At 64.3% G+C, this 19,827-nt stretch carries 18 protein-coding genes; 10 read left to right on the top strand and 8 right to left on the bottom strand.

The annotated features are described in order from the left end of the window. Positions 1-333, bottom strand: coding sequence for an iron donor protein CyaY (gene cyaY / locus D906_RS06285; protein ID WP_016712632.1), 333 nt, complete (start codon positions 331-333; stop codon positions 1-3). Positions 334-523: 190 nt separating this feature from the next. Between cyaY and D906_RS06275 the strand changes: the two genes are divergently transcribed. From D906_RS06275 to D906_RS06250, 6 genes are read left to right on the top strand one after another with little or no spacing between them, the layout of a single operon-like run. Continuing rightward, positions 524-736 (top strand): lipoprotein, encoded by a 213-nt coding sequence (locus D906_RS06275; RefSeq protein WP_016712633.1) that lies wholly within the window; start codon positions 524-526, stop codon positions 734-736. A 9-nt stretch (positions 737-745) separates the two neighbouring features. Beyond that, positions 746-1,993, top strand: coding sequence for a diaminopimelate decarboxylase (gene lysA / locus D906_RS06270; RefSeq protein ID WP_019096500.1), 1,248 nt, complete (start codon positions 746-748; stop codon positions 1,991-1,993). A gap of 4 nt (positions 1,994-1,997) precedes the next feature. Further along, on the top strand, positions 1,998-2,828 hold the full coding sequence (gene dapF, locus D906_RS06265; protein WP_025752112.1) for a diaminopimelate epimerase: 831 nt from the start codon (positions 1,998-2,000) through the stop codon (positions 2,826-2,828). Positions 2,829-2,841: 13 nt separating this feature from the next. Next, positions 2,842-3,552 carry a DUF484 family protein gene (locus D906_RS06260; protein WP_016712636.1) on the top strand — a complete coding sequence of 237 codons (711 nt, stop codon included), beginning with the start codon at positions 2,842-2,844 and terminating at the stop codon, positions 3,550-3,552. Next, positions 3,552-4,451, top strand: coding sequence for a tyrosine recombinase XerC (gene xerC, locus D906_RS06255; protein WP_019096447.1), 900 nt, complete (start codon positions 3,552-3,554; stop codon positions 4,449-4,451). The genes D906_RS06260 and xerC overlap by 1 nt, the downstream gene beginning before the upstream one ends. Beyond that, the gene (locus tag D906_RS06250) at positions 4,448-5,143 is read left to right on the top strand and encodes an HAD family hydrolase (RefSeq protein WP_025752109.1); all 696 of its coding nucleotides are present in this window, start codon (positions 4,448-4,450) and stop codon (positions 5,141-5,143) included. The genes xerC and D906_RS06250 overlap by 4 nt, the downstream gene beginning before the upstream one ends. A gap of 180 nt (positions 5,144-5,323) precedes the next feature. Here D906_RS06250 and sutA read toward each other — a convergent pair whose 3' ends face one another. From sutA to glnK, 3 genes are all read right to left on the bottom strand, one after another. Beyond that, complete coding sequence (gene sutA, locus D906_RS06245; RefSeq protein ID WP_016712639.1) at positions 5,324-5,653, bottom strand: transcriptional regulator SutA; 330 nt, start codon at positions 5,651-5,653, stop codon at positions 5,324-5,326. Between the two features lie 430 nt (positions 5,654-6,083). Continuing rightward, entirely contained in the window at positions 6,084-7,415 is a 1,332-nt protein-coding gene (locus D906_RS06240; RefSeq protein ID WP_019096449.1) for an ammonium transporter, read from the bottom strand. Between the two features lie 46 nt (positions 7,416-7,461). Further along, complete coding sequence (gene glnK / locus D906_RS06235; protein WP_002555808.1) at positions 7,462-7,800, bottom strand: P-II family nitrogen regulator; 339 nt, start codon at positions 7,798-7,800, stop codon at positions 7,462-7,464. 370 nt (positions 7,801-8,170) lie between these two features. Here glnK and D906_RS06230 point away from each other — a divergent pair, with 370 nt between their 5' ends. Together D906_RS06230 and D906_RS06225 are read left to right on the top strand one after the other, a co-directional pair. Next, positions 8,171-8,437 (top strand): accessory factor UbiK family protein, encoded by a 267-nt coding sequence (locus tag D906_RS06230; RefSeq protein ID WP_026020301.1) that lies wholly within the window; start codon positions 8,171-8,173, stop codon positions 8,435-8,437. Continuing rightward, a complete protein-coding gene (locus tag D906_RS06225) occupies positions 8,438-8,791 on the top strand; it encodes a gamma-glutamylcyclotransferase family protein (RefSeq protein WP_019096450.1) in 354 nt (117 codons plus the stop codon). 1 nt (position 8,792) lies between these two features. Here the strand turns inward: D906_RS06225 and D906_RS06220 are convergent, their stop codons facing one another. Then, the gene (locus D906_RS06220) at positions 8,793-10,811 is read right to left on the bottom strand and encodes a DUF4034 domain-containing protein (RefSeq protein ID WP_019096451.1); all 2,019 of its coding nucleotides are present in this window, start codon (positions 10,809-10,811) and stop codon (positions 8,793-8,795) included. Positions 10,812-11,068: 257 nt separating this feature from the next. On the opposite strand from D906_RS06220, the gene D906_RS06215 reads away from it, so the two are divergent. After that, positions 11,069-12,559 (top strand): YifB family Mg chelatase-like AAA ATPase, encoded by a 1,491-nt coding sequence (locus D906_RS06215; protein ID WP_019096452.1) that lies wholly within the window; start codon positions 11,069-11,071, stop codon positions 12,557-12,559. On the opposite strand, the gene D906_RS06210 is transcribed toward D906_RS06215, so the two are convergent. The 3 genes from D906_RS06210 to D906_RS06200 form a co-directional block, all read right to left on the bottom strand. After that, complete coding sequence (locus tag D906_RS06210) at positions 12,556-12,993, bottom strand: DoxX family protein (protein ID WP_016712654.1); 438 nt, start codon at positions 12,991-12,993, stop codon at positions 12,556-12,558. The genes D906_RS06215 and D906_RS06210 overlap by 4 nt on opposite strands. Before the next feature lie 141 nt (positions 12,994-13,134). Then, positions 13,135-13,503 carry a response regulator transcription factor gene (locus D906_RS06205; protein ID WP_174244657.1) on the bottom strand — a complete coding sequence of 123 codons (369 nt, stop codon included), beginning with the start codon at positions 13,501-13,503 and terminating at the stop codon, positions 13,135-13,137. After that, positions 13,500-14,492, bottom strand: a complete 993-nt coding sequence (locus tag D906_RS06200; protein WP_016712656.1) for a response regulator — start codon at positions 14,490-14,492, stop codon at positions 13,500-13,502. Before D906_RS06200 ends, D906_RS06205 begins: the two co-directional genes overlap by 4 nt. Before the next feature lie 240 nt (positions 14,493-14,732). On the opposite strand from D906_RS06200, the gene D906_RS06195 reads away from it, so the two are divergent. After that, positions 14,733-19,778, top strand: a complete 5,046-nt coding sequence (locus D906_RS06195; protein ID WP_028614244.1) for an ATP-binding sensor histidine kinase — start codon at positions 14,733-14,735, stop codon at positions 19,776-19,778. Positions 19,779-19,827 lie beyond the last annotated feature (49 nt).

Raw genomic sequence — 19,827 nt, 5'->3', positions numbered from 1 at the left:
TCAGATCTCGTCGAAGTCCAGCTTCTCGCCGGCCCGCTCCCAGACAATGCGCTCGAGCATTTCGCCCAACAGCTCTTCGCTCTTCTCGCATACCCACTTCTTGCTCTCTTCGTCGTAGTCGAAGTGGAAACCACCGGAACGGTCGGCCAGCCACAGCTGACGCAGTGGCTCCTGGCGGCTGAAGATCAGCTGGGCGCCGCCTTCGAACTTGACGGTGAGGACACCGGCGGAGTTCTCCATGTCCAGGTCCAGGCCGCTCTCGTCGAACAGGTCTTCCAGGGCCTGTTGGGTCGCGTCGACCAGATCATGGAAACGCGCTTCACTCAAACTCATTGCAGGAACCTCGAAATTGGCTGCGTTACAGGCAAGCCGGCCAAGATACGGGCGCTTGGCGCCGAATGCAAAGTTTAGCCATTGAAGGCGCCAAGAATAGCCCGCCCGGCGGACCGGCCCTTGCATAGGCAAGCCGCCGGTCGCTCGGTATACTCGGGCGCAATACTGCATTTTTCTAAGGATTTCACCCATGAAGCGCCTGATTTCCTCCTTCGCGGCGCTGGTCGCTGTTGCCTGCCTCGTTTCTGCCTGCGGCCAGAAGGGCCCGCTGTATCTGCCTGAAGACGGCGATAACGGCAAAGCGCACAAAGCACATCAGCACCAGCCAAAAGCCAAGCCGGCCCCGGTACAAGAACAGCAGCCCGAGCTGCAGTCCGAGCCCGAGCAGTCGCCTGCGCAGTAAGGAAACCAGATGAACGCTTTCAACTACCGCGACGGTGAGCTGTTCGCGGAGGGCGTGGCCCTGTCGGCCATCGCCGAACAGTTCGGCACCCCGACCTACGTGTACTCGCGCGCCCACATCGAGGCCCAGTACCGCAGCTACACCGACGCCCTGCAAGGCGCCGAGCACCTGGTGTGTTTCGCGGTCAAGGCCAACTCCAACCTGGGCGTGCTGAACGTACTGGCGCGCCTGGGCGCAGGCTTCGACATCGTCTCGGGCGGTGAGCTGGAGCGCGTGCTGGCCGCTGGCGGGCGCGCTGACCGCGTGGTGTTCTCCGGCGTTGGCAAAACCCGCGAAGACATGCGCCGCGCCCTGGAAGTGGGCGTGCACTGCTTCAACGTCGAATCCACCGACGAGCTTGAGCGCCTTCAAGTGGTGGCCGCCCAGATGGGCAAGGTGGCCCCGGTGTCGCTGCGGGTCAACCCGGACGTCGACGCCGGCACCCACCCGTACATTTCCACCGGCCTTAAAGAGAACAAGTTCGGCATCGCCATTGCCGACGCCGAGGCCATCTACGTGCGCGCCGCGCAGTTGCCGAACCTGGAAGTGGTCGGTGTCGACTGCCACATCGGCTCGCAGCTGACCACCGTGGAGCCGTTCCTCGACGCCCTCGACCGCCTGCTGGTGCTGGTCGACCGCCTGGCCGAATGCGGCATCCACCTGCGCCACCTGGACCTGGGCGGCGGTGTGGGCGTGCGCTACCGCGATGAACAACCGCCGCTGGTGGCCGACTACATCAAGGCCATCCGCGAACGCGTAGGCACGCGCGACCTGGCCCTGGTGTTCGAGCCGGGCCGCTACATCGTGGCCAACGCTGGCGTGCTGCTGACCCGAGTGGAATACCTCAAGCACACCGAGCACAAAGATTTCGCCATCATCGATGCGGCCATGAACGACCTGATCCGGCCGGCCCTTTACCAGGCCTGGATGGGTGTCAGCGCGGTCAAGCCACGCGCCGGTGAAGGCCGTGCCTACGACTTGGTCGGCCCGATCTGCGAGACCGGTGACTTCCTGGGCAAGGACCGAGTACTGAACCTGGCCGAAGGTGACCTGCTGGCCGTACAGTCCGCGGGCGCCTATGGTTTTGTCATGAGCTCCAACTACAACACCCGTGGCCGTTGCGCTGAAATCCTGGTCGACGGCGACCAGGCGTTCGAAGTACGCCGCCGCGAGACCATCGCCGAACTGTACGCTGGCGAAAGCCTGCTGCCGGAGTAAGCCCATGCTGCTGCGTTTTACCAAGATGCATGGGCTGGGCAACGACTTCATGGTCCTCGACCTGGTCAGCCAGCACGCGCACATCCAGCCCAAGCACGCCAAGCAATGGGGTGATCGCCACACCGGCATCGGCTTCGATCAGTTGCTGATTGTCGAGGCGCCGAACAACCCGGAAGTGGACTTCCGCTACCGCATCTTCAACGCCGACGGCTCCGAGGTCGAGCAGTGCGGCAATGGTGCCCGTTGCTTCGCCCGCTTCGTGCTGGACAAGCGCCTGACCGCGAAAAAGCGCATTCGGGTGGAAACCAAGAGCGGCATCATCGTGCTGGACGTGCAGAACGACGGCCAGGTGAGTGTCGACATGGGCCCACCGCGCTTCATCCCTGCCGAAATCCCCTTCATCGCTGACGAGCAGGCGCTGAACTACCCACTGGAAGTCGACGGCCAGCTGCATTCGATTGCTGCCGTGTCCATGGGTAACCCGCATGCGGTGCTGCGAGTCGACGACGTGCATACTGCCCCCGTGCATGAGCTGGGCCCGAAGATCGAAAACCACCCACGCTTCCCGCAGCGGGTGAATGCCGGCTTCATCCAGGTCATCGACCGCCACCGCGCCAACCTGCGCGTGTGGGAGCGCGGCGCGGGCGAAACCCAGGCCTGCGGCACCGGCGCCTGCGCCGCAGCCGTGGCGGCGATCAGTCAAGGCTGGATGGACTCCCCGGTGTCCCTCGACCTGCCCGGCGGCCGCCTGCACATCGAATGGGCCGGCCCCGGCAAGCCCGTGCTGATGACCGGCCCGGCCGTACGCGTCTACGAAGGACAGGTTCGTCTCTAAGCGAGTAAACGCCATGACCGATCAGCCCAAGGTTGTACCCACGCAGTCCGTCGAGCTCGATGCCGAGGCGGTGGTCGCCTACCTGCGCGCCCACCCCACCTTCTTCGCCGAGCATGACGAGCTGCTGATCGAGCAGCGCATCCCGCACCAGCGTGGCGACAGCGTTTCGCTGGTGGAGCGCCAGCTGAAGCTGCTGCGTGACCGCAACATCGAGATGCGCCATCGCCTGTCACAACTGATGGACGTGGCCCGCGACAACGACCGGCTGTTCGACAAGACCCGCCGGCTGATCCTGGACCTGCTCGATGCTGGCAGCCTGGAAGAAGTGGTGATGGCCGTCGAGGACAGCCTGCGCCAGGAGTTCCAGGTGCCCTTCGTCAGCCTGATCCTGTTCGGCGACAACGTCGCGCCGGTCGGGCGCTGGGTCAGCAACACCGAGGCGCAACAAGCCATCGGTGCCCTGCTGGGTGGTGGCAAGACGGTCAGTGGCAACCTGCGCGAGCACGAGCTGGCCTTCCTGTTCGGTGAGGAACAGCGCCGGGAAGTGGGCTCCAGCGCCGTGGCCACCCTTGAGTACCAAGGGCTGCATGGGGTGCTGGCAATCGGCAGCCGCGACCCGCAACACTACAAAAGCAGCGTCGGCACCCTGTTCCTCGGCTACATTGCCGAGGTGCTGGGCCGCGTTGTGCCACGGGTAACCCAAACCCTGCGCCCGGTACGCTGATGAAGCGCCAACTGGAGGCTTATTGCGCACACCTGCGCAACGAGCGCCAGGTGTCGGAGCACACCCTGCTGGGGTACCGTCGCGACCTGAACAAGGTCATGGCCTACTGCGAGGAGCACGGCATTACCGAGTGGCAAACGCTGCAAATCCAGCCGTTGCGCCAGCTGATCGCCCGCCTGCACCACCACGGCCAGTCTTCGCGCAGCCTGGCACGGCTACTTTCGGCAGTACGCGGCCTTTACCGCTACCTCATCCGCGAAGGCCTGTGCCAGCACGATCCGGCTTCCGGCCTGAGCGCGCCCAAAGGTGAGCGACGGCTGCCCAAGGTGCTGGACACCGACCGTGCCCAGCAGCTGCTCGATGGCGGCGTCGACGACGACTTCTTCGCCCGCCGTGACCACGCCATCCTGGAACTGCTCTACTCGTCGGGCCTGCGCCTGTCCGAGCTGACCAACCTCGACCTCGATCACCTCGACCTGGCCGCCGGCCTGGTACAGGTGCTGGGCAAAGGCGGCAAGGCACGCGTGCTGCCGGTGGGCCGCAAGGCCCGTGAGGCGTTGCAGGCCTGGTATCGCCTGCGCGGCATCGGTAACCCGCGCGATCGCGCGGTGTTCATCACCCGCCAGGGCAACCGCATCAGCCCCCGGGACGTTCGGCGAAGGGTGAAGGCAGCCGGCGAACGCGAGCTGGGCCAGCACCTGCACCCTCACATGCTTCGCCATTCCTTCGCCAGCCATATACTGGAGTCGTCTCAGGACCTGCGCGCGGTGCAAGAGCTGCTCGGCCATGCCGACATCAGCACCACCCAGATCTACACCCACCTGGACTTCCAGCACTTGGCCGCGGTGTACGACAGCGCCCACCCTCGGGCCAAACGCAGCAAAGGCACAGACTCATGAGCATCAAGCTGATCACCTTCGACCTTGACGACACCCTGTGGGACACCGCGCCGGTCATCGCCAGTGCAGAAGTCGTGCTGCGCGACTGGCTGGAAGCCAACGCCCCGATCCTGGGTGGTGTGCCGGTAGAGCACCTGTTTGCCATCCGCGAGCGCCTGGTGCAGGCCGAGCCCGGCCTCAAGCACCGCATCAGCGCCCTGCGCCGACGGGTGCTGTTCCATGCCCTGGAAGAAGTCGGCTACAGCGAAAAACACGCGCAGGAGCTGGCCAATGAAGGTTTTGAAGTGTTCCTGCATGCCCGCCACCAGGTAGAGATCTTCCCCGAGGTGCAGCCGGTGCTGGAGATGCTGCGCCATCAGTACACCCTGGGTGTGGTTACCAACGGCAACGCCGACGTAAGCCGGCTGGGGCTGGCGGACTACTTCCGCTTTGCCCTGTGCGCCGAGGACCTTGGCATCGGCAAGCCAGACCCGGCGCCGTTCCTGGAAGCCCTGCGCCGTGGTGAAGCGGACGCCAGAACGGCAGTGCATATTGGCGACCACCCTGGCGATGACATTGCCGGCGCCCAACGCGCCGGGTTGCGGGCGGTGTGGTTCAACCCGCAGGGTAAGCCCTGGGCGGGCGAACAGGCGCCGGATGCCGAGATACAGCGGCTGTCGCAGTTGCCCGACGTCCTTTCGCGCTGGCGCTGACAGGGGCCGCTACGCGGCCCATTCGCGGGCATGCCCGCTCCCACAGGGACATCGCAAGGCTTAGGCCTACGGTAATCTTGTGGGAGCTGGCTTGCCGGCGATAGGGCCAGTACAGGCAACCCGAATCTTGCAGACACAAAAAAGCCCGCAGCGACGGCGGGCTTTTTTGCGATCAGCCACTCAAATAGGGCGGCTGCCGTACTTGTTGTCCGGCTTCTTGGGCGGGTCGGCGACCACGTTGGCCTCGACTTCCTGCACCTTGCCACCGCGAGAAAGGAATTCTTCCATCGCCTTGGCCAATGCATCACGCTCTTTCTGCTTGGCTTCCATGCTCGGCATCTCGTCTACCGAGACCGCCGCCTTGGATTTGCCCTTGGCAGTGGGTGCCGGGCTGCTGTCGTCATCGCCAGCGTCTTCGGCGCCGTCGTCAGCTGCCACTTCGAGGCCTTCATCACCCTCGTCTTCGTCGCCTACTTCGAGGTCGTCGTTTTCCAGATCGTCGTCGCTCATGTTCTACCTCATGACTTGCGAAAAGCAGGTTAGTTATAGACCAGTGCAGCCGTAGACCGGCAGCCACCAGTGAAAATTCAACTGGCCGTGGGTTAGGCCACTGCCCTTGGGTCGGCGCTCCTGATGGGAGGCGGCACCCAGCAGGCCCTGCTCCTGGCAGGACCTGACAAAATCCATAAGCCCCTGCTGGCCACACGCTATTGGCAAGCCTAGCAAAGGCTGGAGAAGTGTGTGGACTACTCGTAAAACACCCTTCGGCGCGCATTCTAGCGCGCCCGTGGAAAAAGCAAAGCACCATAAATGCCCTACGACTTGTAAGTTTTCTACCTACGTCGCGAACGTGATGGATAAACCGTTTGCCATGCGGGAAATGCTAAAAATCTGGCAAAAAAATGCCCGGCAAGCCGGGCAAGTTTTTACCGCGTCGCAGTTACAGGTTGTAGCCGCGCTCGTTGTGTTGAGCCAGGTCGAGGCCGACCGACTCTTCTTCTTCGTTGACCCGCAGGCCCATCACCACATCCAGCACCTTGAGGATCACGTAGGTGACGATGGCGGTGTAGACCACGGTGAAGATCACGCCCTTGGCCTGGATCCAGACCTGCATGCCGATGTCGGTGACGGCGCCGAAGCCGCCCAGCGCCGGGGCTGCGAACACGCCGGTGAGAATGGCACCGATGATGCCGCCGATACCGTGCACGCCGAAGGCGTCCAGCGAGTCGTCATAACCCAGCTTGCGCTTGAGGGTAGTCGCGCAGAAGTAGCAGATCACACCCGAAGCCAGGCCAATCACCAAGGCGCCCATCGGGCCCACGGTGCCTGCAGCCGGGGTGATGGCGACCAGGCCGGCAACCACACCCGAGGCAATGCCCAGGGCACTTGGCTTACCGTGGCCGATCCACTCGGCGAACATCCAGCCCAGTGCCGCAGCGGCAGTGGCGATCTGGGTGACCAGCATGGCCATGCCGGCGGTGCCGTTGGCAGCAGCGGCGGAGCCTGCGTTGAAGCCGAACCAGCCGATCCACAGCATGGCCGCGCCCATCAGGGTGTAACCCAGGTTGTGCGGGGCCATCGGGGTGGTCGGGTAGCCCTTGCGCTTGCCCAGCACCAGGCAGCAGACCAGGCCTGCGATACCGGCGTTGATGTGCACCACGGTGCCGCCCGCGAAGTCCAGTACGCCCCAGTCCCACATCAGTGCACCGTCACCACTCCACACCATGTGCGCGATCGGCGCGTACACCAGGGTGAACCAGATGCCCATGAACACCAGCATCGCGGAGAACTTCATGCGCTCGGCGAAGGCACCCACGATCAGCGCCGGGGTGATGATGGCGAAGGTCATCTGGAAGGTGATGAACACCGCCTCAGGGAACAGCGCGGTGGCCGACGTCAGGTTCTCGGGCGTGACGCCACTGAGGAAGGCCTTGGAGAAGCCGCCGACGAAGGAGTTGAAGTTGAGCACGCCCTTTTCCATACCGGTGGTATCGAAGGCCATGCTGTAGCCGTAGACGACCCAGAGAATGCTCATCAGGCCGGTGATTGCGAAGCACTGCATCATCACCGACAGCACGTTCTTGGAACGCACCATACCGCCATAGAACAGGGCCAGGCCCGGAATGGTCATGAACAGCACCAGCGCCGTTGCGGTCAGCATCCAGGCGGTGTCGCCGGAGTTCAGCGCTGGGGCAGCTTCCTCTGCCAGGGCAAGCCCGGGCATTACGAGGGACAATAGGGCTCCTAGCCCTGCGATCTTACGCAGAGTCATGTTGTTTTCTCCTGGGGCTTTGGGTTTGGTGAGGCTTTGTTGCTGCTTAGATCGCGTCGGTATCGGTTTCGCCGGTACGGATACGGATCGCCTGCTCCAGATTCACCACGAAAATCTTGCCGTCACCAATCTTGCCGGTGTTGGCTGCCTTGGTGATGGCTTCGATTACCCGATCAAGGTCCTTGTCATCGATGGCGACATCGATCTTCACCTTGGGCAGGAAATCGACCACATATTCAGCACCGCGATACAGCTCGGTGTGGCCCTTCTGGCGACCGAAACCTTTAACTTCGGTGACGGTGATGCCCTGCACGCCGATTTCCGACAGCGACTCGCGCACGTCGTCCAGCTTGAACGGCTTGATGATGGCTGTGACTAGCTTCATGAAACTCTCTCCCGATTTGGTGGACTTGCCCCAGGAAAACAAACCCGTCTCAAGTCTAAGCGCAGCGGTTGGCTTTGTAACGCGTCGTCGGCATCCGGCTCCGCGTGCGCACTGCCTGGTCACAAGGAACTGCATCAGTGCATGGCTCGTACAGGTCTTTGCAGAAACCTTGCCAGTTCCGGCAAAGCACCGGAAAACAGTGGGTTATGCAAATCAGTCGGGATTGGCCAGTCGCCAGCATGGAAAACATGCACAATTTCGGTGCGCACCGGCAGGGCGCGTTGCGCGAAAAACGTGCAGGCGTGTGGCCCAAGCCGCGTAATGGCCCGTGCTACACTGCCGGCCATTCTCAGTTTCAGTGGACAGCCCCATGCTCGCGCCAAAAGCCCTTCTCGATGCCCTGAGCGACCAGGCCTCGCGCCTGTTCAGCGGCGATACCGCCCAGCCCCGCGCAGAGCTGGAAAGCCAGTTCAAGGTGCTGATGCAAGGTGCCTTCAGCAAGCTGGACCTGGTCAGCCGCGATGAATTCGACAGCCAGATGGTCGTGCTGGCGCGCACCCGCGCACGCCTGGAGGCCCTGGAAAAACAAGTAGCCGAGCTGGAAGCACGGCTGAACCCGACCCCACAGGATGAGTGAATGCAGCCCTCCAGCGCCTACCCGGTATTGCTGTTTTCCTACGGCACCTTGCAGGACAAGGCCGTGCAACTGGCCAACTTCGGCCGTGAGCTGAACGGCCAGGCCGACCGCATGCCGGGCTACCGCCAGGACTGGGTCGAGATCACCGACCCGGCCGTACTGGCGGCCAGCGGCAAATCCCGTCACCCCATCGTTTCCCCCAGCAACCAGGCCGACGACAGCGTGGCCGGCATGGTCTTCCAGATCAGCGAAGAAGAGCTGGCGGCGGCAGACCGCTATGAAGTCGCCGACTACAAGCGTGTCGCCGTCACCCTTGCCTCGGGCCTGACGGCCTGGGTTTATGTGCGCGCCTGAATCAGGCCGAGGCCCGTAGTCGAGGTAGCCGGGACGGCGCTTGTTTCGGCGGCAGCTCACTGGCATGCAGGGTGCCGCGAAACAGGGCCGCACCGCACTGCGTGAACAGGGTTTTCACCCGGTTGTGTGAATTGAGTATCTCGGCCTGGATATCCTCGATGGCCGAGTCCCCTGGCTGCAAAGCGGCCGCACGGTTGGCCCATTCGATGGCGGCAAAACGGCTCTGCTTGCGGGTGCCGCGCCCTTGCATCCAGGCCAACCCCAGTTCGGCGCTGGCGCGCCCGGCAATCCACGGGTCCGGGTGCTCGACCAGGCTCGACAGGTAGGCGACCGCTTCGGCCCGTTCCTGCGTTTCGCCAAACTGGCGCAACAGAATCCCCAGGTGCAAGCGCGCGCGTGCATTGGTTTGTGCATTGCCCAGCGCGTCGACCAGCAGGCGCCTGACGGCCAGCATGGCACTGCGCTCGTTGAGGTCCTCATCACCCTCCATGCGCAAGCAGGCCAGGTTGTACTTGGCTTGCCGGCTTCCTGTTTCCACCGCACGCAGCAGCCAGTGCTCTGCCGCCTCGTCATCCAGATAGTGCGACGGGGTGTTGCCAAGGCCGCCGCTGTGCAGCTCGTACAGTCCCAGGGCAGCCCCCGGCAGGTTCAGCTCGGCACAGCGCTCATACAGGTAACAGGCCAGCTCATGCCGGTTGGCAGCCCACAGCAGCCGCGCCGCCCCAAGCACCTCGAGGCCCGATACCTGGCCCGCGCGCTGGAGTTTCACTGCCACCTGCGACCATACCCTTGCCTGCTCGGCCGAGCGCAGCATCCCCCAGAGGCCGAAACGATGCCCGACAGCACGCAGTGCACAGGCGCCAGCATGCGAGCGACCTTCACACAGGCGCTCGATGGCGGTGCGCAACAGCTGTTGTTCATCTGCCACGCCATCGCGCAGTATCAGCTCGACCAGACAGCGAAACGGAACGCCCATGGCGCGGATTGCGCCGTGATCGGCGTTGCACGCAAAGCTCGCGGTAAAGTCGCGCATACCACCGACAGGGTCCTGCAAGGCACTGCTGCGCAGCGCGGCTCGCCAAGCCAGCACGACAGCGCGCTCCCTGGGCCTTAGCAGGCGTTGCAACCAGGCGTCGAACAGCTGCTGCCAATCCGCGACGGCCTGCACCTGGTCGCCTTGGGGCAGTTTCAGCCGGTCTTCGACGGCCATCCAGCGCAACGCATTACGCAACGCTTCGTCCCACGCCTCGCATAACGGTCCATTGGCCAATAGCTCCAGCGCATCGAAGCTGGCGCCCCAACGGGGCAGCAAGTATTCGGCGAGGGCCTGGATCGCTTCGAAGCAACCCGGGCGGGCGACCAGCGCATGGCGCAGCCAGTAATAGCGGGGGGCGTCGTTCTCGTGATCGACCCGCCTGCTCAGGCATGCCGGCAATGCCCGTGGCAATTCGGCCAGGGGCAGCAGCCCATGCTTCACCAGCAATGGGGCCGCAGCCTCCTGCACTTCCACATCGGTATGGGCACTGGGCCTGTAGCGGGCGGGCTGCCCCTGGAACAGCTCGACCAACCAGCCGGGCTCGCGCAATTGCGCACTGATGCGCAGCATACCAATGGCCGCTGCCACAGGCTGGGCAGAACGGTCCATGGCACGTAGCAAGTGCGCCGTCGCGCGTTCACAAATCTGCTCCACGGCCAGCACGCGCGCCGCGTTGCTTTGGCCGCCGCCCTGCACCTGACAGGCGCGGTGGAAGCAATGCAGGCCCATTACCACCTGCGGGTGGTAGGCCTTGGGGCAGGCATCGATCCAGGCTTTGAGCACCTGGCTCAGCGCCCTGTCGCCTTGGCTACCCTGGTCGACCAGCATGTGCCCCTCGAGGGCCGCCATGTAGGCGGGAAACTCGCCGGGCGGGGCTTGGTGCCATTGCGCCTCTAGGCTGTCGAAAAAGCGGGTGAGTTCTATGAATGAATTGGCCTGCACCAGTTTGCGGATAACCTGGCGCGTGCGGGCGAGCGTTTGCACGGCGCAATACCTCAAGTCCATTTGAAAGAAGCCGCAGTACCATCCCATGGCAACGGCAGTTGCCCAACAACACTAAGTCATAGCAGGCGCCTGCGCAAAGGCAATTGGATCCATTCTTGCCAATCTGCCTGAAAATACAGGGAAAGTCCCTCCCCTGAAAAACCATGACGCACACTTCTTGCGCCACCCAGGCACGGCGCTGGCTATCCTTGCCCCAGCCGCAGGAAGCGGCCCTTTCCAGCGACAACGGAGCGTCCATGTCCCTAGCCCTCGTCCATAGCCGCGCCCAGGTGGGTGTGCAGGCACCGGCAGTCAGCGTCGAAACCCACCTGGCCAATGGCTTGCCCCATCTCACCCTGGTCGGCTTGCCGGAAACCACCGTCAAGGAAAGCAAGGACCGGGTGCGCAGCGCCATCGTCAACTCCGGGCTGAACTACCCGCAGCGGCGCATTACCCAGAACCTCGCCCCTGCCGACCTGCCCAAGGATGGCGGGCGTTACGACCTGGCCATTGCCTTGGGCATCCTGGCTGCCGACGGCCAGGTGCCGGTTGCCACCCTCGCCGAGGTCGAATGCCTGGGCGAACTGGCGCTGTCGGGCAAACTGCGCCCGGTGCAGGGCGTGCTACCCGCTGCACTGGCAGCGCGAGAGGCAGGCCGGGCGCTGGTGGTACCACGGGAAAATGCCGAGGAAGCCAGCCTGGCGGGTGGATTGGTGGTGTATGCAGTGGGGCACCTGCTGGAGCTGGTCGCCCACTTGAATGGCCAGGTGCCACTGCCACCGTACGCTGCCAATGGCCTGATCCTGCATCAACGCCCCTACCCGGACCTGAGCGAAGTGCAGGGCCAACTGGCAGCCAAACGGGCTTTGCTACTGGCAGCGGCCGGGGCACATAACCTGTTGTTCACAGGCCCCCCAGGCACCGGCAAGACCTTGCTCGCCAGCCGCCTGCCCGGGCTGCTGCCACCGCTGGACGAGCACGAGGCACTGGAGGTGGCGGCCATCCAGTCGGTCAGCGGGCATGCACCGCTGAACAGCTGGCCACAACGACCGTTCCGCCACCCTCATCACTCCGCCTCCGGCCCGGCACTGGTCGGAGGCAGCAGCCGGCCGCAACCGGGCGAAATCACCCTGGCCCACCATGGTGTGCTGTTTCTGGATGAGCTGCCAGAGTTCGAACGGCGCGTGCTGGAAGTGCTGCGCGAGCCACTGGAGTCGGGCGAAATCGTGATTGCCCGGGCCCGCGACAAGGTGCGCTTCCCGGCACGCTTTCAGCTGGTGGCCGCCATGAACCCCTGCCCTTGCGGCTACCTGGGCGACCCCACGGGCCGCTGCCGGTGCAGCACCGAGCAGATCGCACGGTACCGCAACAAGCTGTCCGGGCCGCTGCTGGACCGTATCGACCTGCACCTGACCGTGGCCCGCGAAAGCACCACGCTGAACAACCAGCCCTGCGGCGAGGCCAGTGCCGATGTGGCCGTCAGGGTGGCTGAAGCACGAGAACTGCAGCACCGGAGACAAGGGTGCGCAAATGCGTTTCTCAACCTCGAGGGGTTGCGCCGCCACTGTGAGTTGACTCCAGCAGACCAGGCCTGGCTGGAGGGTGCCTGTGAGCGATTGACCTTATCGTTGCGGGCGGCACACCGCTTGTTGAAGGTGGCACGAACGTTGGCAGACCTGGAGGGTTGCGAGGCGATTGGCCGGGCTCATCTAGCCGAGGCCCTGCAGTACCGGCCGGGGAGCAGTTAGATTGCCGGGGCTGCTTTGCCCCGCCAGAAATACCCGGAAACCGAATACGCCCCAGGCCCAGTCAACGCCAACCCGCCGTAAAGTGCCACCAGCAACCAGGCAAACTGCCCCTGCTCTAGCGTCCAGTCCGGGTGCACCACCACCAGCGCCACCAGCAACACTGCCAGCACCGGCAGGCAAGCCAGGCGCGCGGCAACACCCAAAAGCAGCAACAGTGGGCAAACCACCTCGGCAAAAACCGCCAGCCCCAAGGTCAGCGGTGCGCCCAACCCGAATGGGTCTTCTATGCGCTGCAATTCACCGCTCCAGTCCAGCAGCTTGGGGAGCCCATGGATAAACAGTAATAGCAAGGCGGCCATTACCCGCATGAAGAGCAGGCCGGTGGCGCTCAAGCTTGGGGATTGGGGGTCGAGGAAGGTTTTCAGGCGGGGCATGGCAAGGGGCTCGCTAAACGATTACCACGGGAGCATTGCCCGAATCCCCGGTGATTGATTGCGCAAGTGTGCTGAGATGGATGTTAAGGCTACTGGCCTCTTCGCGGGCGAGCCCGCGAAAGGGCCGGCAAAGGCAGCACATCACTGCCCGCCCGCCAATGCCTCTTCAACCACTCTTAGCAGCACCTCTTCAGAAAAAGGCTTGCCCAGGCAGGCCAATGCCCCAAGGCTCATCGCCGCATGCACCGCGTCATCATCCCAGTGTGCCGACATGCAGATCACCGGCAACCGCCACTGCTGCCAGGCCAGCTCACGCTGCACCGCCAACCCGCTCATCCCAGGCATTTTCAGGTCGAGCAGCACACAGCCCGCCTGCCGCGCCAGCTCCGACCCCAGGAATACATCCCCCGCAGCGAACGACAACGTCTCGAACCCGGCCGAACGCAGCAGGTTGGCCAGGCTTTTGCGCACCGAAGCATCGTCGTCGACGATGCACACCCATCTGCTCATGCGCTGGCCAGGCCCTCTACCCGCGCCTCGATGACGTTGTGCATGGCCACCAGTTCCACCAGCGAGCGGGACTGCATCTTGTTCATGATGTTTTTCTTGTGCACCTTGGTCGTCACTTCGCTGGTGCCGATCTGCCTGGCGATCTGCTTGTGCGACAGGCCATCGACCACCAGCGAGAACACCTGGCGCTCACGCTGGGTCAGGCGTTGGTACTTTGCCTCGACCTGCCGCGCATGGTGCCATTTGCGCCCATCGACCACAGCCCGGGTACGCACGGCCTGCAGCAGCGTCAGCAACTGGTCTTCATCAAATGGCTTGGTCAGGAACTCCACTGCCCCCGCACGCATGGCCTGCACCGTCATCGGGATGGTGCCGAAACCGGTCATGAACACGATCGGCCAAGGCAGCCCCAGCTGGCGGAGGGCGTGCTGCACCTCAAGGCCAGTGGTATCGGGCAGGTGCATGTCGAGCAGCAGGCAGGCGCAGGGGGTTTCCAAGTGGGCTTCGAACAACGCCTCGGCACTGGCGAACAACTGATGCGGGATATCCTGCGAGCGCAGCAGGCGGCCCAGCGCCGTACGCACCGAGGGGTCATCGTCCACCACCAGCACCGGTACGTTCGCACTGTCTTTCAAGGGTTCAAACATGTCAGCACCGGCACCCAGCGTCGGGTGGCCCGGCGCCAGGCAAGGCACATCAAGGCTTATCTCGGCAGCCAGGCGGTAGCCCCGGCGGGGTACGGTCTGAATCAGCCCACGGTCGCCAAAGGCCTTGCGCAGCAAAGACACCTGCACCTGCAGGTTGTTGTCCTCGACCACCGTGCCGGCCCACACCTGGCTGAGCAGTTCGTCCTTGCCGACCACCCGGCCCTTGGCCTTGATCAACGTGGCCAACACCTCGAATGCGCGGCCACCCAAGAGGATCGGCTTGCCGTCTAGAAACACTTCTCGCCGCTCCAGCGACACTTGGGCATTGCCTATTCGGATCATGGCTTCCTCACGCGGGCACGGGCGTTTACGCAGCCCCGGGCAGGCTAGGCCAGCGTACGCGTTCACACAATTATCCCGAGGGATAGGTTGCCCTCGGGACTATACAAAAGCCCGTCTGCCCGCAGGGTGCGATAACGGACAACAGCGTGCCCGTTCCGGCCAGGCAGGCTACAAGCCGCATCCTTACTGGGCCCGCTGCGTATACTCGCGCCTCAGGATGTCGCTAGCAGGGGGTGTTTTATGCTCGATGAACGCCTTGCCCACAGGCCCATCGAATACGACCAGTCGGTCGACGAGGGCTGGCTGAACCGGTGCGACATCAGCGCGCTGGGCCAGGAAGGCGAGCTCAGCTACTTTCGCCTGCGCGACCCGACCACCCATCAGGCCTGGATCGCCGTTCGCGCCCCGCTCGAGGCCCCCGCCGCCTGTCAGCGCCTGGAAAGAGACTACCGCCTGCAACTGGACCCGCAGTGGGCGGTGATCCCGTCTGCGTTCGTGCGTTCGGCCGAAGGCCCGCTGCTGGTGTACCCGGCTGGCCACTCAATCGCCGACCTGATCGCCGAAGGCCCTGCAGCCCTGACGCCATTTCTCGATATCGCGGTAAATGCGGCCAATGCCTTGGCACAGGCTCACGCACGCAATGTGCTGCATGGCGCGCTACAGCCCGAGTACGTGTGCCTGTACGCCAACCAGCGGGTGCGGCTAGGTTGTTTTCGCGCCGACCTCGCGCAACTGATTGGCGAACACGGCGCTCCGCTCGGCAACTGGTCGTACCTGGCACCGGAACAGGTCTGCCCGCACGGCAGCAGCAGCGACCAGCGCAGTGACATCTATGCCCTGGGTGCGATCCTGTACCAGTTGCTGCTGGGTGAACTGCCGCTGGCGGGGCGCGACACTCAGCACTGGCGCCAGCTGCATGCCGGCGTGCAGCCAAGGGCGGCCTGCGAAGTGGACAGCAACGTGCCACAGCCGCTCAGCCGGGTGCTGGCCAAGGCGCTGGCCAAGGAGCCCGACGCCCGCTATCAGAGTGCTCGCGCCCTGGCGGTAGACCTGACCCACTGCCAGCGGCAATGGGTCGCCAGCAAGACCATTCAGGACTTCGAGCCAGGCTGCGCCGACCCCGTCACGCCTGGCCACGAACGCCTGTATGGCCGCTGCGCCGAACAGAAGGCCATCGCCCTGCTGCTCAAGGCCCCGCGCCGCGACAGCAAGCCGCAAGCCCTGTTCATCAACGGCGCTACCGGCATGGGCAAGTCGACCCTGGTCGAGGCAGCACTCAAAGCCAACGCCCAAGGTTACTGGGCCATCGGCAAGTGCAACGGCGTTGCCCAAACCGTCCCCTACGCACCCTGGGTCGACATTCTCGGTGCGCTGACCACCCAGTTGCTGGCCAAGAACAGCCAGGCCCTCGACAGCCTGCGCCGCGAGATCCTGCGCCGCATCAAAGGCCATGGCCGGCTGCTCGGCAAGCTGGCACCAGACCTGCAACTGATCCTTGGCCCCTTGCCCGAGTTGCCGGCCAAGCCCACGCGCCTGGCACTGCAGAAGGAGCTACGGGCGATCATCGAGTTCTTGCAGGTGTTCAGCCGCCCCGGCCAGCCGCTGGTGCTGTTCTTCGATGACCTGCAGTGGGTCGACCAAGCCAGCCAGCAACTGTTGACGCAACTGCTGACTCACGCACCTGGCAACCTGCTGTTGATCTTCGCCCGGCGCAATGATGCGCCAGCCAGCAGTGCCCCCCTTACCCTACCCACAACGGTGCGCAGCACCACGCTGAACCTGCGGCCTCTGGCCGTGGGCGCCGTGTCCGAGCTGATCGGCGAGCGCTACCACATCGGCCCCGAGGAGGCATTGCCGGTGGCCGTGCTGGTGCACGACAAGACGGCGGGCAACCCGTTCTTCATCCATCAGATCCTCCGGGCCATGGTCGAGGACCAGCTGTTCACCTTCGACACCCAGGCCATGCGCTGGTCATGGTGCCTGCAGGCCGTGGCCCGCCACCGCTATTCCGACAACGTCGCCGACCTGATGATCCACCGCCTGGCTCGCCTGCCGATGCCCCAGCGCGACCTGCTACGGGTGGCCAGCGCGGCGGGCAGCCGCTGCGATGAACGCTTGCTTCAGCAGGTCCTTGCCCAGGCCCCTGGCGAACCGTTGAAAGCCTTGATTGGCGCGGGTTTCCTGCAACAGGGCCAGAACGGCCTGGGCTTTGCCCATGAGCGGGTGATGGAAGCCGCGTACGCGCTAACGCCCATACGCGCGCGTACCCAACTGCATGCACGTATTGCCCTGGCCATGCGACAGGCCTGGCCAAGCCACCTGCACGAAGCACTGTTCGAGCTCGCCAACCAGCTGCAACGCGCCAGCCCCTGCCGGTTTGCAGCGGATGACTGCGAAGCGTTCCTGCAGCTTTTGCGCGAAGCAGCAGCACGCGCACGCGACGGTGGCGCCTTCGAGCAGACCGCAGGCTACCTGCACACCGCCGAGCAGCTTCTGCAGCACGGCGCCACGCTGGAAAGCCGCGCCACACATGGCTTTGCCATCGCCTGCATGGCGGCGGAGTGCGACATGCAACTGTCGCGAATGATCGCAGCCGAAGCCCGGATCACCGAATGCCACCAGCGCGCACGTTCGACGCTGGACCAGGCGCGGGTGTGCCGCCTGCAGGCACTGCTGCATACCTTGCGCGGCGACTATCAGGCGGCCATCGACAGCGCCATATCCGGCCTGGACTTGCTGGGTATAAGCCCGGTACGGGGCATCGACTGGCAACAGGTCGAGGCAAGTCATGCCCATGTGCAGGCCTTGATCGAACAGAAAGGGCGGCACTGCCTGGAGTCGCTGCAGCGCACCGATTCTGAAGAGGTGACGGTTGCCGTCAGCTTGCTGGCCACCCTGTCGTCGTCGTTTTTTGTCAAGGACGACATCTGCTTCCTGCACCTGGCCAAGCTCATGGAGCTGTCGCTGCTGCACGGTGCTGCCCCGGGCAGCACTTATGGCATGGCCTGGTACGGGGTGATGATTGCCGAGCGTTTCGGCGCTTACCATGATGGCCACGCCTGCTGCCTGGCCGCACTCAAGCTGATCGAACGGCACGGCTTCGACGCTGACCTGACCAGCGCGCTGCTGGCCCTGGACCAGGTCAGCGCCTGGACCTCGCCCATGGAGTTCGCCCGCCGTACCGCGCTGGATGCGGTCGATTCAGGGCGCCTGAGCGGCGACCTGGCGATGAGCTGCTACGCCTGCAACCACCTGGTTTCCGACTCGCTGTTCATGGGGCGTTACCTGCCAGACGTAGTCGAGGAATTGGCGCAAGGCCTGGCCACCGTACGTCGCTACGGTTACCGCGACGTCGAGCTGATCCTGCTAGCCCAGCAAGCGTTCGTCACCCGCTTGAGCGGCACGCCCTGCCCAGCCTCGGCCACAGCCTCGAAGTCGCCCACGACGCGGTTCTTCCAGTACCTGTTCGCCGGCATGTGCGACTTCTACCTGGGCAATATCCCACAGGCGATGGGCAACCTGGCACTGGCCGCAGACAACACCTGGGCAGTGCCGGCGCACATCAACCTGGCCGACTTTCACCTGTTCCGCGGCCTGGCCCTGGGCAGCCCCGAGGCCGCTGGCAGCGTTGCCGACAAGCTGCGCGAGCTGCAGGCGCTGCGCGAGCGCTTCGGCCGCTGGGCCGGTTTCAACCCGGCCACCTTCCGCAACAAGCTGTTGCTGATCGAAGGCGTGATCGCCAAGCTCGAAGGCGACGGCCTGACCGCCATCCGCTGCTTTGACCAGGCGCAGATCGCTGCCGCCGCTGCCGGCTTCATCCACGAACAGGCCCTGGCCCATGAACAGCTGGCCGAGGTGTGTATCCCCAGCGGCCTGATTTCCGGTGCCAACCTGCACCTGCGCATTGCCCGCGACTGTTTCCATATCTGGGGGGCAACCGGCAAGGTGCATCAGCTGGAGGCGTTGCACCCCTTCTTGCGCACCCAGCCGATCCAGGAAGCCTGCCACACCGACCACCAGGCCAAGCTGGACCTGGAAGCGGGCATAGAAGCGGCGCGCGCGTTGTCCGAGGAAGTACTGCTCGAAGGCCTGATCGAAACCCTGATGGGCCACCTGACCCAGCATTCAGGTGCCGACCATGGCGCGCTGCTGATCGTCAGCGGTGCCGAATTCCAGATGGCTGCCCTCGCCTACATCGACGATGCCGGGCTGCACGTGAGCATGGACAACTGCCAGAAGTTCATGACCCAGGCACCACTGTCGGTCATCAACGCCACCATGCGCACCCGCAAGCCACTGGTGCTCAACGATGCCCAAAGCGACTGTCCCGAAGCCTTTCGCCATGAGCTGCAGGCGCGCAATGCCCGCTCGGTGCTGTGCCTGCCGCTGGTGATCCAGGGCGTGCTGATCGGCCTGGTGTACCTGGAAAACCGCCTGGTGCCCAACCTGTTCGGCAACCAGCGCCTGGCCATGCTGGAGATCCTCGCCTCGCAGGCGGCGGTGTCGCTGCAAACCGCCAAGTTCTATACGCGCCTGGCCGAAGACAACCAGAGCCGCGCGCAGATGGAGGCCGAGCTGCGCCGCTCTCGTGCGGAGTTGGCCCGCAGTGCCCACCTGCAGGTGATGAACGAGCTGTCGGCGTCGATCGCCCACGAGATCAGCCAGCCGTTACTGGGGATTGCCTCCAACGCCGCCGCCAGCCTGCGCTGGCTCAAACGCGCCAAGCCCGATCTGGAAGAGGCGATTGCCGGCCTGGAAGACATCCGCAACGACAGCGAGCGTGCGGCCAACATCGTGCGCGCGCTGCGTTCGCTGGCCAAGCAATCGCCGGTGCAGCTCAAGGCGGTGAAGCTGGATGAGCTGATCCGTGAGGTCGTGCGCCTGACCTCGGCCGATGCCGCCAAGGGCACGGTGGACGTGCAGACACGGTTGCAGGCAGGGGTGAGTGTGATGGCCGACCCGGTGCAGTTGCAGCAATTGGTGTACAACCTGATCAACAATGGGCTGGAGGCGCTGGCGGGGTATCGCGGTGACGGGGTGCTGCGGATTGCTTCGGCTGTCGTCGGGGATGCGGTGGAGATTTGCGTGGACGACAACGGGCCGGGGATTGCGCCCGAGGAGCGGGAGCAGGTGTTCGGGGCATTCTACACCACCAAGAGCGATGGTATGGGGATGGGGCTGGCGATCTGCAGTTCGGTGGTGCAGGCCCATGGTGGGCAGTTGCAGGCACTGGCATCCGAGCTGGGTGGTTGCCGGATTCGCTTCACTCTGCCGGTGAATCCTTAATAGCCTGTACCGGCCCTTTCGCGGGTAAAACCGCGAAGAGGCCGGTACA

It is taken from the genome of Pseudomonas sp. LAIL14HWK12:I1, assembly GCF_003202095.1.
GTDB lineage: Bacteria > Pseudomonadota > Gammaproteobacteria > Pseudomonadales > Pseudomonadaceae > Aquipseudomonas > Aquipseudomonas monteilii.
Note: the sequence above shows the minus strand (reverse complement) of the source record. Positions and strands in the feature narration are given on the sequence as shown.

What these genes read in the sequence shown, in the direction of transcription:
- cyaY (WP_016712632.1), bottom strand. Translation starts at nt 333, where the DNA reads ATGAGTTTGAGTGAAGCGCGTTTCCATGATCTGGTCGACGCGACCCAA.
- D906_RS06275 (WP_016712633.1), top strand. Translation starts at nt 524, where the DNA reads ATGAAGCGCCTGATTTCCTCCTTCGCGGCGCTGGTCGCTGTTGCCTGC.
- lysA (WP_019096500.1), top strand. Translation starts at nt 746, where the DNA reads ATGAACGCTTTCAACTACCGCGACGGTGAGCTGTTCGCGGAGGGCGTG.
- dapF (WP_025752112.1), top strand. Translation starts at nt 1,998, where the DNA reads ATGCTGCTGCGTTTTACCAAGATGCATGGGCTGGGCAACGACTTCATG.
- D906_RS06260 (WP_016712636.1), top strand. Translation starts at nt 2,842, where the DNA reads ATGACCGATCAGCCCAAGGTTGTACCCACGCAGTCCGTCGAGCTCGAT.
- xerC (WP_019096447.1), top strand. Translation starts at nt 3,552, where the DNA reads ATGAAGCGCCAACTGGAGGCTTATTGCGCACACCTGCGCAACGAGCGC.
- D906_RS06250 (WP_025752109.1), top strand. Translation starts at nt 4,448, where the DNA reads ATGAGCATCAAGCTGATCACCTTCGACCTTGACGACACCCTGTGGGAC.
- sutA (WP_016712639.1), bottom strand. Translation starts at nt 5,653, where the DNA reads ATGAGCGACGACGATCTGGAAAACGACGACCTCGAAGTAGGCGACGAA.
- D906_RS06240 (WP_019096449.1), bottom strand. Translation starts at nt 7,415, where the DNA reads ATGACTCTGCGTAAGATCGCAGGGCTAGGAGCCCTATTGTCCCTCGTA.
- glnK (WP_002555808.1), bottom strand. Translation starts at nt 7,800, where the DNA reads ATGAAGCTAGTCACAGCCATCATCAAGCCGTTCAAGCTGGACGACGTG.
- D906_RS06230 (WP_026020301.1), top strand. Translation starts at nt 8,171, where the DNA reads ATGCTCGCGCCAAAAGCCCTTCTCGATGCCCTGAGCGACCAGGCCTCG.
- D906_RS06225 (WP_019096450.1), top strand. Translation starts at nt 8,438, where the DNA reads ATGCAGCCCTCCAGCGCCTACCCGGTATTGCTGTTTTCCTACGGCACC.
- D906_RS06215 (WP_019096452.1), top strand. Translation starts at nt 11,069, where the DNA reads ATGTCCCTAGCCCTCGTCCATAGCCGCGCCCAGGTGGGTGTGCAGGCA.
- D906_RS06210 (WP_016712654.1), bottom strand. Translation starts at nt 12,993, where the DNA reads ATGCCCCGCCTGAAAACCTTCCTCGACCCCCAATCCCCAAGCTTGAGC.
- D906_RS06205 (WP_174244657.1), bottom strand. Translation starts at nt 13,503, where the DNA reads ATGAGCAGATGGGTGTGCATCGTCGACGACGATGCTTCGGTGCGCAAA.
- D906_RS06200 (WP_016712656.1), bottom strand. Translation starts at nt 14,492, where the DNA reads ATGATCCGAATAGGCAATGCCCAAGTGTCGCTGGAGCGGCGAGAAGTG.
- D906_RS06195 (WP_028614244.1), top strand. Translation starts at nt 14,733, where the DNA reads ATGCTCGATGAACGCCTTGCCCACAGGCCCATCGAATACGACCAGTCG.